The organism is Clostridium sp. C2-6-12 (assembly GCF_009928485.1).
Taxonomy (GTDB): Bacteria; Bacillota; Clostridia; order Clostridiales; family Clostridiaceae; genus Clostridium.
Window position 1 is genome coordinate 1 of the sequence record NZ_JAABNP010000043.1, and the last position, 16,155, is coordinate 16,155.

The window sequence follows — 16,155 nt, forward strand, 5'->3', positions numbered from 1 at the left end:
CCCCATTACGGACTTTCACCGATTAGCACGTGCCCATGCTGGGCACACCAAAAAAGAACCCCTTACATCCAGAAGTGGTTCTCCCTCATACTTAAAAACATTACTATAATATTACAATGCTTTTTCAAAACACTTTAAATTTTCCCATATCACATTTTGAAAATGAAATTTTGTTGTCCCAACATAAACATATCCAATCTTAGGATATAAACTTGCAGCTGGAATATTACCTTCATAAGTATCAAGGCGAATAACTTTATAGCCTGCCTCTCTAGCATAGTTCTCACTAAATTCCACCATACTTCTTGCTTTACCTTTACCGCTTGCAGAAGGTCTAATACACAAAGTATGAATTACCATAACTTCCTCTGGTTCAGCTTTTGTAAGCCATGAAATATTCTCATATTCTTTTGGTTGGATGCTATTTAGCACGACACAGCCATATATTCCTTTTTCATCTTCTCCAACAAACATTGTATTATTATCAATTGTACTTTTTGCATACTCAACTGTTGGATAAAGCCCCTTTTGCCAATTTGTATAGGATACTGTTTGTTCTTCATAATCCAAAATCTCATTATATATCTTTTCAATTTCCAAAATATCGTCAACTGTAGCAGTTCTAATCATAATCTTTCTCCTTTGTTTCAATTTATCATTAATTGAATTATATCATTTAAATGCACTTCTTATAAAGAATAACTGTATCATTAGAAGCAGTTCCATCATATGCGTAACCAACTTTTTCATATAAATGCCTATTTCGTCTGCAGAAATATGGTGTTCCAAGCATCCAAGTCTTGTTATCTGGATAAAGCTCTTCCATTAATTTTAATACTATAGTCCCATATCCTTTCCCTTGATATGCTGGTAAAATGCAAAAGTCTTCTAATTCAAAATACCCCTCAGTTTCATGGTGAAGCCAAAAGACTCCAATTGGAGTTTCTTCTAACAAAATCATGTAGCAATAATAATTTTCTATTAATCTTTTTGCTTCAGCTTCATCAATTATTCCTAACCCCTTGAACCATTCACCATTGTACCATTCTGGAATATTATCCTCATCTGGCTTGGATTTTGACCTATCATCTGAATAAGCTTCTGCCTTAATGTATGCAAATTGTTTTGTATCTGATAAATCAGCTATTCTTAAATTAATCATACTTTCTCCCTCTCAAATTGAAAATTTGTATATTCCATATTTTCCTCATTACTTTTAATTATAGATGGAATAATTAAATTATCATCACTGTAATAAATCCTTTTCATCTCTCAACTCAAAATTACGAATAATTAAATACTCTGTTTCAATTCTCATCCTTATCTCCTCCTTTGACAGTGAAAACTGTTTTTCAAATTATAAATTATAATAATCAATTTTAAATTAGAATTTCTATTAAACTGTCAAATTATTTCTATTGAAATGAAGCATTAATCCCATCTTACATTTCCATAAAAAATAAGAGCAGACAATCTAATTTTCATAGATATCCACTCTTATTATACCACAATTTTACATATGGTTATTATTTTTTCTTTTTATTTATATATATGGTTCATTATAACTCCAAATCTCCTTAAAGCGCATTATTTTGCTTTACTTATTATTTGAAATTCAAATATAAATTATTTGAGATTTAACAATTACAGGTCAATTACAAATATCAAAGGATATTGGAATATTTCCCCAGGGGTCAGTCCCCTTAGTTAGTTTTAGCTGCTTTTGCTTCTTCTCTAGCTGTCTTAATTTTTTCTCTTGCTTCTTTATTGGAAAGGCCTGTTATATCTACTCCTAATTTAGCTGCTCTTTCTGTAATTTTTTCAGTTACAGCTTGTTTTTTTGCTTCAACAACTGCTTTAATTTTAGCTTTAGCTTCTTCATTTGATAATCCAGTTATGTCTACACCTAGTTTTAAAGCTTCTGCTTGTTTTATTTTTTCTCTTGCAGCTTTGTTATCTAATCCTGTAATATCTACTCCAAGCTTTTGTGCTCTTTGTATAAGTTTTTGAGACGCTTCTTGTTTCTTAGCTTCTGCAGCTACTTTTATTTTAGCCTTTGCATCTTCATTTGATAATCCTGTTATATCAATTCCAAGTACTGAAGCTTTTTCAGAAAGCTTTTCTGTTTTTTTATCTTCAATGGCTGCTTGTATCTTTGCTTTAGCTTCTTCATTTGATAATCCAGTTATGTCTACACCTAGCTTTAAAGCTTCTGCTTGTCTTATTTTTTCTCTTGCAGCTTTGTTATCCAATCCTGTAATATCTACTCCAAGTTTTTGTGCTCTTAAAGAAAGCTTTTGAGCTATTTCTTGCTTTTTAGCTGCTTTAGCTTCTTCACTAACTGTACTTGTTTGAGTAACTTGTGCTGTTCCAGTAGTTGTAGAACCTTCTGTAGTGATTTCATCTGCAAATGTTGGAATAGCAGTTAACATTGTAATCATAAATGTAACTAAAATACCTAATAATTTTTTTCTTTTCATAATATCTCTCTCCTCTTCATTACTTATATTTTTATAAACTAAAAAATGTACTTGTAACTTAGTAATAACTGGTTACAAATACATAATAAAATTCTTTTGTGAAATTTATGTGAAATAATTAAATTTATATATTATTTTTTCTATGGTATTTCAAAACCAAATTTCACACCATCTTGTACATTTTCTACATTAACACTTCCACCATGAAGCTTTATTACTGATTTTACAATTGAAAGCCCTAGTCCATGGCCTCCATATTTTCTAGACCTTGCTTTATCAACTTTATAATAAACATCCCAAATTTTATCAATGGCTTCACCTGGTATGTGACTTCCAGTATTAAAAACACTTACTTTTATTCCACTGCCTCTTTTCTCAGCATTAAGCTCGATTAAATTTCCTCCTTCAACATGATCAATGGCATTAGTAATAAAGTTATTAATAGCTTTCTCTAACATATCACGATCAGCAGATATCTGAAAATCATTTTCACATTTTAAATTAAAGGTAATACCTTTTTCAGTAATTTCAGCTTTAAATCTTTCACTTATTTCAGCTATAAGGTCATAAATATTAAAGCTTGTTACATTTATTTTAACCATTCCTGCTTCAAGCATAGAATGATTTAAAAGTTCAAATATTAACTTATCCATTCTATCACATTCTTCAACAAGAACATTACAATATTTCTCCATCTTTTCTTGATCATCAGCAACTCCATACTTGAGTCCTTCTGCATATCCCTTAATTATTCCTATTGGAGTTTTTAATTCGTGAGACATATTACGTACAAGCTGTTTTCTACGTTCTACATCCTTTTTAAGTTCTTCTATACTGACACTAAGCTTTTCAGAAATTTTATTAATGCTTTGACCTAATTTACCAATTTCATCTTGTGATTGAACTTTTACCCGGTTATCAAACTTAAGATTTGATATATTTTCTGCGATATTACTCATTTCTATAATTGGTTTACTTATTTTCTCAGCAAAAATAAGTATGCAAATACTGCCAATCAAAATTACTATGGTTCCTGAAATCATATAAAATTGATTAGCTATAAAAACACTTTGACTTATGCTTCGAATAGATTTTCTTAAAATAATAAATTTTCCATTGCTCATTTGTGACACAAAGACTAGTTTCGACTTTTCGTCATCATTTTTGTCACCAATATAATATACAGCATTTTTTAAAAGTTTCTTTTTATTATCTAAAATAATCTGCTCCATTTCTTTGGATAATCGTTGCTGTTTATTATCGATTTTTTGAAGTGCAGAATTATACTCTATATTAAAATTTTGATCTACAATCATTGTATTTATATTCTCAAGTTCCTCTATATCAGTTATATATTCAAGACTACTTTCATTATTATCAGCATATTCCTTACTAATTTTTTCACTTATTGTAACAAAAACATTTTTGTTTTTATAAATATAATAGGCCTTTAAGCCAATTGAATTTAAAATTACGCCACTTAGTACTAAGGCTATCATAATAAGCATAAAAATCGTAATCAGCTTTCCTTTAATTGTCCTCATTGTTTTTTACCTCAAACATATAACCGCTTCCCCTTGCTGTTTTTATGTAATTACCGCATGCTAACAATTTTGCCCTTAGGGTTTTTATATGGGTATCTATTGTTCGAATGTCACCTTCAAAGTCATATCCCCATACATTCACTAATATTTGTTCTCTAGTTAATATCCGTTCCTTATTTTTTACTAAATATACAAGAAGATTATATTCTTTATTATTCAATTCGATTTCCATACCTTCTATCATAACTTTATGAGTTTCTTGATTTATTCTAATTTTTCCAAGCTTTATTTCTTCCAACTTATCTTTATTTAATTTTCTTACAATTGAATTAAGACGAGCAATAAAAACTGGATAACTAAAAGGTTTAGCAATATATTCATCTGCTCCCTTTTTAAGACCAAGAACTTCATGTCTTTCATCTCCCAAGGCAGTTAACATTATTACTGGAATATCTGAATGTTCTCTTATTTCTTTAAGAACCTCCCACCCATCGTATATAGGCATCATTATATCTAATATTACAACATCAATATCCTTTGAAGTGAAAAAAATATCAATGGCTTCTTTTCCATCTCTTGCTACAACAGGCATATATCCTTCTTTTCTTAAAATATCGCATACAAGGTCCCTAAATACTTGATCATCTTCTGCTATAAGAATCTTTATTTCCACAATCGCACCTTCTCACTTTTATTCTTTATTGTACATGCTCATTGTTAATTATAAACTATATATAGTGCAATTTACAATTTACATTGTACAATTGATACCCTTTATTAGTAGCCTGCAACCAAATATAGTTTAAGCTCAAAGAGAAAGTTCGAAGTACGAAATATAAAAAATCGCAGCTTTATCTATTTAAAAATGATTAAGCTACGACTTTTAATTTTATTTATCCATTTTAGAATTTAATAATACATACTTCATCTCATCAACAGTTAAATCCATTTGTTTAGCATAATACTCACTTTGCTTTACAAATTTAAATCCACATTTTTCTATAACTCTTTTAGATTGACTATTATATGAAAAATGACCTATAGTCAATCCATCTAGCTTACATATATTAAGACAAAATTCAATCACTGCAAGAACTGCTTCCGGCATTAATCCCTTTCCCCAATATGCTTTAGATAAAACATACCCCATTTCCTTAGTCTTCAAGCATAAGCCCTTTCATCATTAGCGCAAGCAATAAGAGGTGAATTTATACTTATATCATTCGCCTTCAATTAAATTACTGTTATCTAATCCATTATCTAAAAGAATGGCATGCAATGTATCATCTGCTTTCATCTGACTAATTGTTTCATTTAGAGCATTTAATAATGTAATATCATTTTTTCTAACTGCTATACCCACAGTTCCATATAATTCTGGAGTATAATCTCTCAAGGTCTTAAAAAAAAAGTTGTTGTTATTTAAAGCATATTTTGCAATAGACGAATCAGATACAGCTGCGTCAATTTTTCCGCTATTTACAGCATTCAGTACTTCTAAGTTTCTATCAAAAATCGCTACATCTTTTATTAAATTTTTTTTCTTCCAACCCTGCACTAAATCTTCAAATTTTGTACCTTTTTCAACTCCAACTACTGCATTTTTCAAATCATCCTTAAAATTAATTTTAGAAGCCTTTGGCACAACAACAACTTCTGATTCCTTGTATAGCGGTTGGGTAAATGATACTATTTCTTCACGCTCAGGAGTTATAAATATCGCATTTGCAGCTACATCTATACTGTCATCAGTATTTAGTTTGTCTAATAACTCTGAAAATTGTGCTTCCTTCATTTCAATATTATTAATTCCAAGTCGCTTTGTTATTTCAACTATAATATCTGCATCAATTCCACTTAATTTTTTTGTTTCAGGATTTACATATGCAAAAGGAGGATCATTTGCAGAAATAAAAGTTAATTTCCCATTTTCTTTTATTAAGTCTAATCTATCCTTTCTTGGTGAGATATTGGTTAATGCAAATTTACTATTACATGTACCATATCCAATTATAATAATAAAACCTATACTAAAAATTAAAGTGAATATTTTTTTCATAACTCCAAATCTCCTTAAAGCACAATTATTTTGCTATAGTTATTGTTTGAAATTCAAATATAAATTATTCGAGTTTTAAAAATTTCAAACTTCAAAGATAATTTGGAATATTTACCCAAGGGTCAGTCCCCATTTACCAATTCAGCTATACGCTTATTTACATTGTCATTATACATTCCACCATGATAGCAAATTACTGTTTCAATATAGTACTCCATTAATTTTTGAATAGACTTATTATTTTCTTCATTATCAAAATTGTAAGCTTGATTTCCTCTCATAAGCAAACCATCACTAATAGCAAAAATATCTCCAGCAATTAATACCTTCAACTGTTTAAAATATAAGCATATGTGCCCAGGAGTATGACCTGGCGTATGAATTACAGTCATCCCACCACAATATGGCAATTCCTGACCTTCAATCAAAGTATAGTCTATATTCACTCTATTATTTTGAAAACCTGCCTTTAGCATTTTATGTGCTGCCTTCATATTATCAGGTAAATTTTCTAAGTTAGTTTCAAGTATAGCAAGTTTAACAGGAATCTTTTCACCATTTATATATGCTTTTTCCTCCTCATGAGAAAAAGTTTTAATATTTCCAGAGACCTTATTTAAAATTTCACTAACATTTCCAATATGATCAATATCCTGATGAGTAAAAATTATTGTATCCAATTTACTTAATTCTAGCCCTTCTTTTTCAACTGCTTCGCAAATTTGATTAAACACCCCTGGAAAGCCAGTATCTACTAATACTATCGAATCATTATTTGAAATTAATGTTGGATAAATTGTAGTTGGTTTCCCAGTTGTATTAGATTCTATTTCAAGCATATAAATTCCATTTTCAATTTTCATTTACTATTCTCCTCCTTAAAACTAATTTTAAAATATATTTTCTCTTACTTTCTCAATCATTAAACTATATTGGCGGATATAATACAATACTTGATTTTTTTTGTAATTTTATGGTATAGTAAATGTGTAAATAATAATCAAAAACTGTAACAAATACTCTTTTTGTTATATCATATACTAGCATTTAATCAAGGAAAAAAGAGAACCAAAACTTCATCATGAATTTGGTTCTCTTATATTATTTATATGTATTATTTTATTTATTAATTAATTTTGACTTACTTGATTTAGCCCTGAATTTTATTTTATAAACTTAGATATTAAAAGTTTATTTACTTACTCAACCGTATCTTCGTTAATAAAATCTATTCCATTATTAATTAGCTTTTGTAAATACTCATCAAAGCTGTCTGCTATTACTTGGATTTCATCTGGATCATGCAAAAATCTTACCACCTGACCCTTAATTCCTTTTACAGAAGGTGAAAAATCAATAAATAACTGTGATGTACCACCATTATTCATACAATCTGAAAAATGTAACCATTTCATGTCATTTGAACAATCTATAATTCTTTCATCTACTTCAACCTCATCACCATATTCACGATTCACATAATCAGCATAGAAATCAACCGCCTCATTTTTACTCTCCAAAATCTGATTTACTGAAAGCAGATAATAAGGATATTCATAAACATCAGAACCAAGAATGTAAAATGTAATTTTTTCTCCTTCATATTCCCTCCAATAAGTTCCATCAACATATTCAAGAAGTTTTACGAAAGAATCTGGAACATAGGGATATTCCTCTTTCAATTTTTTTATATCTTCGCTGCTTGCACCATGCATAACTTTTTCAAAATGATCCCAACTCTTTTTACCACCATTATCATAATATGCTTTTTTTAATGCATTTACATATTCTTCAACAACTTTCATCGTGTTTTTCTCCAATCTAATATTAACTCTTTTACTTGCCAATAAATCTTTTATTTTCCGAACCAATAAATTATTATTTCTATCGTATTTATAACTCCTTTTTATATTTAATAATGATAAATTTAAATTATCTCTCTTCGTCTCTATAATCTTCTGCAACAAGTCCATACATTGAATAATCACAAATACCTTGATTATTCCAATCTGCTTGTTTCATAGTACCTTCATAAATCAACCCACACTTTTCCATAACCTTTCCCGAATTAGGATTTTTAGGATCATGTCTAGATTCAATACGATTTACTTTGACTTCATTAAAAAAGAAACGAATCAAAGCAGAAAGTGCTTCAGAAGTTATCCCTTTATGCCACCATTTTTTTCCGATACAATAACCAACATGAACCATATTAATTTGTTCATCTATTCTCACAATGGCTATACTTCCAATTGGTTCATTTCCATTTGATTTTAATACAATTGCCCATTGATAGAAGGTATCCTCTTCATATTGTGGAACCCATTCTTTTAGTACAGCCTCAGATACACCTGCATCCTTATGAGCAGGCCACATTAAATATTTAGTTACTTCTGAATCACCAGCCCAATTATTAAACATTGCTTCAGAATCTGCTAATTCAAATCTACGTAATATCAATCTATGGGTTTCTAAATTTTTTGTGCCTAAATGCTTCATGGCATACACCCCTTTTAATACAATTCATACTTCAATTTATTTTGCCATTATTAATTAATAATACCATTAACTACAAAAAAACATTTATAATTTAAATAATTGGATTTAAAAGTTTTTCATTAAGGAATACAAGTATCTCTTTTGGTAATTGAATATGAAAATCTTCTCTATCAAATCCTTTTGGATCTGTTGATGGTAAGAATTTAGGATTTTTCATTGGCTCAGGAAATGGACTAAGAAAAGAAAAATGACCAGCATTTTTAATTTCCTTAAAAGTAACCAGTGATTGATCTCCAATGCTCTTTAATACAGCTTCAGCATTCCAAGCAGGAGTGATTGGGTCATGTTCTGCTGTTAACATAAGTATAGGAATAGTTACATTATCCAACCCATTCATAAACCAGCCTGCTCCTGGCGCAAGTAACACTAAAGCCTTAATTCTTTGATCAGGCGTAGTTTCTATTTTTTTACCTTCTCTTGTTCTAGGAATACCTCCTGCCAATGCAAGAGCTGTATATCCACCCATGGAATGGCCTATCACTGCTATTTTATCCTCTATAATATGTTTTCCAAAAAAACTATCTGTAAGAAGATTATCAATTGTAAGACTAATATGCTTTGGTCTCAAGAGAAGATTTTCTTCTGTGTTTTCCAATTCATTATTATTCCTATTGTTCCCATAATGCTCTACCATTGCTACAATATAGCCATTTTTTGCAAGATGTGTGCTTATAGTTCTATATAAAAGATGGGCCCCCCCATTACCATGAGAAATTATAACAAGTGGAAATTCACCCTCTAATAATTTTGCATTAATGGAAACATCCATTATATATGGACCAAATGCTGTTTTACTAGAAGTTTCATTTGTTGGATATTGTATTAGAACCTTAAATAAAATGTCTTTTATTTCATCTTTAATTTGAATTTCTTTACACCCTACATATACATTCATTGGTTTAATATTCATAGAATTTCTCCTTAATTTTTATAATATATTTTAACGTAAGTGAATGTAACACTTATATTTTATTTCCAACTGAACTTTTTGAAAATAAGGATTTTTGCTTCATTTTTCTACTACTCAGCATTTATACTATAAATTTTATATTATAGTTATCAATTTTTCATACCCAGCTTTTTATTATATATTTAATCTTCAGGACATATTGTTCATATTATCTGTAAAAGAAAATATGAAAGCTGGGAATAATATGGCACTGCCTGATATTTTAACGCAGCCAACCTTATCTTTACTGTCAAAAAATATTAATCCTACAATTAAGAAAACTAAACAACTTATATAATATATACTAGCTATTATCATATTTCCTTTTTCACCTGTTCTAAATCCTGGCACATGTTTTAAAAATTGTTTAAACATTATTATAAAAACCTTCCTTTTGCTCATATAAACTTCATCTGTAATAATTTAGTACATAAATGTGCTTAAAAGCAGCTTAAAACTAAAATATAAGCTTATTGATTATACATGCCATACATATAATGCCATATTACAATTACTTTCTGATTTCTTCCTCTCTACATATATAAATCCTTCATTTTCATATAGCATCCTCAATTTATTTCTTTGCGAATTGCAATCTAATCTTAGTGAATTAATACCATTTTCTAAAGATAATTTTTTTGCAAAGTCGATAAGTTCTTTTGAAATACCTTTACCTGAAAATTCCCTTTTAACAGCTAACTTATGTATAAATAGTGACTTTCCCTGAGGAATTTCAGGCCAATATTTTAGATCTAAATCAGTTATAGCTACACATGCTGCTGGAATGCCATTTTGAAAATCTATATAAAAATCATTAATCTCATATTCTTTTGATAGAGAATTCCACTTTATATTTTCCTCATTCCATTGATTCTGCAATTTATTCTTTTTCATCCAAATTACTGCATCCATCAAAATCTCCTCAATCGTTAAAATGTCATTTTTATTTGCCTGCTTTATCATAAACTATTCTCCATAACTTGTTTTTTATCAATAAATTAAAATTTTATCTACTCTATTCTGTATATTAAATCATTATATAAAGCATTCTTTTATTCACTTTTCCCTCTCTTATCTTCAAATAAACACAATCCAACTTCAACTTTTCATACCTTAAATTTCGAATTTAATAAATTGAATAATAAACTTATACAATGTCAATCCTCCATTAAATAAATGCAATAATCTATTATTATATTTGATTTTAATAGAATATTCTTTTCTAAAAATCAAACAATATAAATGCATATTTATTTTTTACGCTGAAAGGTGGCTATATAATGAAAAAATCATTTGTGATTCTATCTATTTGCTTAATACTTTCATTTAGTATAAATACAACCATTGCCATAGCACAACCTACTATTTCAACAGCTTCAGAAGGTTTTTACAATATACAAGATTTAAAATTATTACCTGATGTTATGTATAATGTTTCAAACGCATCAGGTGCTGATGTTTATATGATTATCTTTGATGATAAGCAAATTATTCAACAATCTATACGTTTTGAACCAAATTCAATAAAATATGTTCTTAAGCCTATGAAATATAATTATAGAATTGTTATTATTGGTAAGCAAGGTAAATTAGTATTTACTTCATCTTAGTCTATAATGCTTTTCTAAATATAAATCCGAATTACTTTAATTTATATTTTTAGTTTGTGGTATATGAATTAAACTATTAATATTCTCTAATATATTTGCAAAATATTAGGTAGTGAGGTGTATTAAATGAAATTAAAGGTATTTATAATAGTTTTTTTAATATCAACTATTGCTTTCACAAAAGTTACTAAAGCTATTTTTACATCAAATACTTATAATCAAGGTATATACAATATTTCAGAAGCAGTGGAATTTAGTGCAACTGCTAAACTTACAACAAAGCCCCCTACAACTCTTATAATAATTGATTCTAATGGTAATCAAAAATTTTTCAAAAAATTTGATAATCTTAATGAAGTTATCAACCTAGGTTTTATTCGAAATGGAGATCTTATAATTGTAGCTGGTAATGGAGAAATTGCTGTGACTAGGTCATAACCGTTTTGAGCTGCAGAATATTTCCGTATTGAAATGTAATTGCTTTTTAATGAGTGCACAGCTATTCTTTTCATAAGTGAATAGCTGCTTTTTAATACAGACATTTAATATCAAACTAAAAAGCAAATTTATATCTTAATTATCTTACTAAATATTAAAATATATCAGAATAGTTGAAATTGTATTTCTTATACCATGAATTATAAATACAATCCAAAAAGCTGAAAAGCCTTTCTTTCTATAAACAAAATATGAATATGCTAACAATAAACCGATTATAAATGCATAAACCATATATATATAGCTATAACTATGTGAAATACCAAAAAGTAATGATGAAATTACAGCAATAATAATATTTTTTTCTTTAAAAATCTTAGTAGAACTTAGTATTTCAATAATTCCATATTGAAAAATAAAGGTTTCTATTAGTGGGCCTATTATTGAACCTATTATAATTTGACTTTCAACAGATGCTGCATTTAAGTTCTCAGGCCCTCCCATTTGTCCTATGTATTCTTCATATAAATAAATTAGTGGGAAAAATATCATGAAAGTTAAATATGTTAATAGTACTATAACTATAATAAATTTTATAGTTGATAATCCTTGCAAATACTTATTAGCTCTCTCAAAAATTCTCTTCATTATTTTACCCTCCTTATGTTAATAATTAGGAATTTAAGTGAATACTTTGTATTACACCAATATTTTTCACTTTTTTCACTTATTTATAATTATTACTTATTGTGTTAAATTAACCCTTCTCCTTCCATTATACTATGCTAGTTATGGATAATTAAAGTATTTATGATATAATTTATTGGTAATTATGTTAAAATCTAAGCTGAGATAAATATATAAGTTAGAAAGAGAAGGTACATAAAATGAAATTAAAAAACACAATATTACATGGTGACCAAATTGATTTAAGACTTATAACCATACAGGATATAGAAGAATATTTTGAAACAGGCTTTAAAGAATGTGATGATGATATAAAATACTGTACTGGAACAAAAGATGAATTTAGTAAAGAAATGATTGAAAACTATGTATGCAAAATAATAGATGATGAAACAAGATATGATTTTTTAATTGTAGATAAAAGTAATAATATTTTAGGCGAAGTTGTTTTAAATGAAATCGATGAAGATAGCCGCAGTTCTAATTTCCGAATTTGCCTATTTAAAAGCGCTTTGTGTGGCAGTGGATATGGTACACAAGCAACAAAATTAATAATAAAATTCGCTTTTGAAGTTTTACATTTGCATCGTGTAGAGTTAGAAGTATTTTCTTTCAACAGTAGAGCCCAAAAATCATATTCAAAAGTAGGATTTATTAAAGAAGGAATAAAGAGAGACGGTGAGTTTATAAATGGCAGTTATTGCGATGTAATAATCATGTCAATTTTGGAAAGTGATTATAATGCAACCAAGCATAATTTTCTATAAATTTAGGACATACCGTTTCTATAAAAAAATAAAAATAAATAACAAATTGCAAAAAATAGATTATTCAATTTTTAAAATATCCTTTTTACTTATTTTAACTTTTGATATAATGCATTTATTCCATAAATGTAAATTAGTAAAATTGATTCTTAAAGATAAATATATTAGAAAAGAAAGTAAATAATAATATTAGTACTATAAAAAATCTAATTTTATATGAGAGGATGGATTTTATGGAGATTTTATCAATTGTTTTTGTCATTATTGGTTTATGTGTATTTGAAGTAGTTTCAAGTATAGATAACGCCGTAATAAATGCTGAAGTCCTATCTACCATGTCTGAAAAAGCTAAAAAATGGTTCTTATTTTATGGAATATTATTTGCAGTATTTATTGTAAGAGGATTATTGCCTTGGGCTATTGTATGGGCTACAAATCCATCTCTTGGTCCTATTGGTGCATTAACCGCAACCTTTTCAAATGATCCACATATAATCGAATCTATAAAATATTCAACACCTATACTTATGCTTGGAGGCGGAATTTTTCTTGTATTCTTGTTTCTGCATTGGTTGTTTATTGAAGATAAGCATTTTGGACTTCCAACTGAAGAATTCTTTCTTAAAAATGGTGCTTGGTTTTATGCTGTTGTTTCAATTATTTTAGTTGGAATTGTAGCACTAGCTTTAAAATCAAATCCAACACTTGCTTTATCTGCTGTAATTGGCTCCTCTGCCTTCTTTATAACCGATGGCTTTAAAAAAAATGCAGAAGACAACGAAAAAAAGCTGCTTAATAATACCAGCCAAATGTCAGACCTAAGCAAAATATTGTACCTAGAGATAATAGATACTACCTTTTCAATTGATGGAGTTTTAGGAGCATTTGCATTTACAATGTCAATTCCATTAATTATACTTGGTAATGGTCTTGGAGCTTATGTTGTTCGAAAAATCACCATGGGAAGCATAGATAAAATTAAAAAATATATTTATCTTAAAAACGGAGCTATGTACTCAGTGCTTTGTCTAGGCACCGTTATGGTTCTCGAAGGATTTCATGTTGAAGTACCTGAATTTGTTTCACCTTTGTTTACAATATTAATAATAGCCTATTTCTTCTTCAAATCAAGAAATCATGCTAAAAAAGAATTTTCATAAAAAGAAGGTAGTAGATTTGCTTTGGCCAAACCTACTACCTTCCCAACATCTTAAATATTTTAATTCAATTTTCATTAAAATATTTAACCTAGTATTTCATCAATACCAACTCTTTTATAACTTGTATTTAATTCTTCAGATTTATAATTTTTTCCAACTTTATGATTACTTTTATCAATCATTTCATTATTATTTTCGTCTTCATTATTATACATGTGATGCATATAGTCTAAATCATACTCATTATCATGCTCCATTTCCATCATGTGTCCTTGCTGGCACATATGATTCATATGATCTAGGTCATGCTCATCATCGTGTTTCATTTCTATCATGTGTCCTTCATGGCACATATTCTGATGCATGCAATCTGAGTCATGATCATCATGCTCCATATCTATTATGTGCTTTTCACAGCACATATTATGCATATGATCTAAATCATGCTCATGTTCCATTTCTATATGCTTCATGTGCATACAATGTGAATCATGATTATTATGCTCCTCCATTCCCATCATTTCATGGTCTACAGAAAGAGTATCTTCTATCATTATCTGTGCATTATAATTAATGGTTTTTATGCTTCCAAGAATAAATCCATGCATAAATGGAGGCATAGGCATGTCCATAGGTATCATAGGCTTAATTAATTTAATATATTTTTTTACTACTGATGGTATTTTATCTTTTTTAGTTAACAAAAGAGGTGTGTGCTTGCCCATATGAGCAAATAAAACACCAGCTATGATTTCCATAGGATTATTTACTTCTCCAAAGGTAAAAGCATGACCTTCTTTATAATGTCTTCCCCATCCAAAGTCAGTTTTAGGATCTTTATATTTAGCAAAATTAACTGCGATATCATAAGGATTCTCTCCATCAATCCTATCTAAGCGTTTAACATTATCAAGTTTTGATAAATATTTTTCTACTTCTTTTGATACTGTTTTAGTTGAACCTATAATATAGATATTTATATCTTTCATTTTTTTAATAGCTTCTAAGGTACAACAAGGAATGCTATTTTTCTTTGTGTATAAAATAGGATCTCCATGATGTGCAGACCAATAGCCAGCAGCAATTCCCTCTGAATAATCCTCACCTGAAATAATAAGAATATTTTTAAAGTCTTTCCTTACTCTAGATATGATGCATGCAGTCTCATAATAATTACTACCTTCTATATCCTGAGTTTTAAACCCATGCTTCTTAAGTTCACAAGACACACTTTCTGAAAAATTACCTACTAATATAATCTGGGTTCCATTATGGCCTTTTGGTGATAATCTTTTGATTTCCTTTAATGTTTCTTTTCTTAAATTATTACAATCAGTAAACAAAATAGGTGCATTAAAAGGGAAATGAACTAAAGATGTTGCTGCTATTGCATCAAAAATCTCTTGTTTATTAACTAAGATGACAGTATTAGGCTTCATATTACTAAAGCCAATTTTAGATATTTCTATAGATATATCTATAGAATCATCACCACAAATTCTTGTAGTATTTAGTGTAAATGGACAACTTTCCAACATGCTATTCATCAGTTTCCTCCTGATACTTTTACATTAGATATAGTATGAATGAAGAACATGTTTTGTCATTAATTATGCCAAATATATATTCCTTAAGTTTATTTAAATATTTCATTTTTTCCCATAATATATGAAATACTGAATTAATAATAACATAAGTGTTTGTAACATGTTTTAACATTTAATAATCCATAAAAATTTACATAATTAGATGTGAACAATAAGTTTTTATACTTTCTTCATTGCATAAAAAGGAGGTGTGAAAAAATAAGAAATCATTTTTCACACCTCCTTCTACTCATTTTCGCGAACAACAAAAGCAGAAATTACAATTATAATGTACTATGAAAGTCTTTTTCTAACT

Annotated in this window: 19 protein-coding genes; 4 read left to right on the forward strand and 15 right to left on the reverse strand. The window is 28.5% G+C overall.

Annotated elements, in window-relative coordinates:
* Positions 1-111: 111 nt before the first annotated feature.
* The 13 genes from GXK56_RS23990 to GXK56_RS24050 form a co-directional block, all read right to left on the reverse strand.
* Positions 112-630, reverse strand: a complete 519-nt coding sequence (locus GXK56_RS23990) for a GNAT family N-acetyltransferase (RefSeq protein ID WP_160692230.1) — start codon at positions 628-630, stop codon at positions 112-114.
* 46 nt (positions 631-676) lie between these two features.
* Positions 677-1,162, reverse strand: a complete 486-nt coding sequence (locus GXK56_RS23995; RefSeq protein WP_160692232.1) for a GNAT family N-acetyltransferase — start codon at positions 1,160-1,162, stop codon at positions 677-679.
* A gap of 541 nt (positions 1,163-1,703) precedes the next feature.
* On the reverse strand, positions 1,704-2,480 hold the full coding sequence (locus GXK56_RS24000) for a hypothetical protein (protein WP_160692234.1): 777 nt from the start codon (positions 2,478-2,480) through the stop codon (positions 1,704-1,706).
* Between the two features lie 140 nt (positions 2,481-2,620).
* Entirely contained in the window at positions 2,621-4,024 is a 1,404-nt protein-coding gene (locus GXK56_RS24005; protein WP_160692236.1) for a HAMP domain-containing sensor histidine kinase, read from the reverse strand.
* Entirely contained in the window at positions 4,011-4,697 is a 687-nt protein-coding gene (locus GXK56_RS24010) for a response regulator transcription factor (protein WP_160692238.1), read from the reverse strand. Before GXK56_RS24010 ends, GXK56_RS24005 begins: the two co-directional genes overlap by 14 nt.
* A 216-nt stretch (positions 4,698-4,913) precedes the next feature.
* Positions 4,914-5,189 carry a GNAT family N-acetyltransferase gene (locus GXK56_RS24015; protein ID WP_243156236.1) on the reverse strand — a complete coding sequence of 92 codons (276 nt, stop codon included), beginning with the start codon at positions 5,187-5,189 and terminating at the stop codon, positions 4,914-4,916.
* Positions 5,190-5,243: 54 nt separating this feature from the next.
* Complete coding sequence (locus GXK56_RS24020; RefSeq protein WP_160692240.1) at positions 5,244-6,083, reverse strand: ABC transporter substrate-binding protein; 840 nt, start codon at positions 6,081-6,083, stop codon at positions 5,244-5,246.
* Positions 6,084-6,205: 122 nt separating this feature from the next.
* Positions 6,206-6,946 carry an MBL fold metallo-hydrolase gene (locus tag GXK56_RS24025; RefSeq protein WP_160692242.1) on the reverse strand — a complete coding sequence of 247 codons (741 nt, stop codon included), beginning with the start codon at positions 6,944-6,946 and terminating at the stop codon, positions 6,206-6,208.
* 336 nt (positions 6,947-7,282) lie between these two features.
* Positions 7,283-7,888 (reverse strand): SMI1/KNR4 family protein, encoded by a 606-nt coding sequence (locus GXK56_RS24030; RefSeq protein WP_160692244.1) that lies wholly within the window; start codon positions 7,886-7,888, stop codon positions 7,283-7,285.
* Between the two features lie 127 nt (positions 7,889-8,015).
* Positions 8,016-8,582 (reverse strand): GNAT family N-acetyltransferase, encoded by a 567-nt coding sequence (locus GXK56_RS24035; protein WP_160692246.1) that lies wholly within the window; start codon positions 8,580-8,582, stop codon positions 8,016-8,018.
* Positions 8,583-8,673: 91 nt separating this feature from the next.
* The gene (locus GXK56_RS24040) at positions 8,674-9,552 is read right to left on the reverse strand and encodes an alpha/beta fold hydrolase (RefSeq protein ID WP_160692248.1); all 879 of its coding nucleotides are present in this window, start codon (positions 9,550-9,552) and stop codon (positions 8,674-8,676) included.
* Between the two features lie 189 nt (positions 9,553-9,741).
* A complete protein-coding gene (locus GXK56_RS24045; RefSeq protein WP_160692250.1) occupies positions 9,742-9,966 on the reverse strand; it encodes a hypothetical protein in 225 nt (74 codons plus the stop codon).
* A gap of 102 nt (positions 9,967-10,068) precedes the next feature.
* A complete protein-coding gene (locus GXK56_RS24050; protein ID WP_160692252.1) occupies positions 10,069-10,554 on the reverse strand; it encodes a GNAT family N-acetyltransferase in 486 nt (161 codons plus the stop codon).
* 317 nt (positions 10,555-10,871) lie between these two features.
* Here GXK56_RS24050 and GXK56_RS24055 point away from each other — a divergent pair, with 317 nt between their 5' ends.
* Positions 10,872-11,201: a hypothetical protein gene (locus GXK56_RS24055; protein WP_160692254.1), complete on the forward strand. Its 330-nt coding sequence runs from the start codon at positions 10,872-10,874 to the stop codon at positions 11,199-11,201.
* A gap of 126 nt (positions 11,202-11,327) precedes the next feature.
* The gene (locus tag GXK56_RS24060) at positions 11,328-11,639 is read left to right on the forward strand and encodes a hypothetical protein (protein ID WP_160692256.1); all 312 of its coding nucleotides are present in this window, start codon (positions 11,328-11,330) and stop codon (positions 11,637-11,639) included.
* A gap of 147 nt (positions 11,640-11,786) precedes the next feature.
* On the opposite strand, the gene GXK56_RS24065 is transcribed toward GXK56_RS24060, so the two are convergent.
* Entirely contained in the window at positions 11,787-12,287 is a 501-nt protein-coding gene (locus GXK56_RS24065; protein WP_160692258.1) for a CPBP family intramembrane glutamic endopeptidase, read from the reverse strand.
* Positions 12,288-12,526: 239 nt separating this feature from the next.
* Between GXK56_RS24065 and GXK56_RS24070 the strand changes: the two genes are divergently transcribed.
* The gene (locus GXK56_RS24070) at positions 12,527-13,093 is read left to right on the forward strand and encodes a GNAT family protein (protein ID WP_160692260.1); all 567 of its coding nucleotides are present in this window, start codon (positions 12,527-12,529) and stop codon (positions 13,091-13,093) included.
* Positions 13,094-13,326: 233 nt separating this feature from the next.
* The gene (locus tag GXK56_RS24075) at positions 13,327-14,253 is read left to right on the forward strand and encodes a DUF475 domain-containing protein (protein WP_160692262.1); all 927 of its coding nucleotides are present in this window, start codon (positions 13,327-13,329) and stop codon (positions 14,251-14,253) included.
* Positions 14,254-14,336: 83 nt separating this feature from the next.
* Here the strand turns inward: GXK56_RS24075 and GXK56_RS24080 are convergent, their stop codons facing one another.
* Positions 14,337-15,800, reverse strand: coding sequence for a cell wall-binding repeat-containing protein (locus GXK56_RS24080; RefSeq protein WP_160692264.1), 1,464 nt, complete (start codon positions 15,798-15,800; stop codon positions 14,337-14,339).
* Between the last annotated feature and the right edge of the window lie 355 nt (positions 15,801-16,155).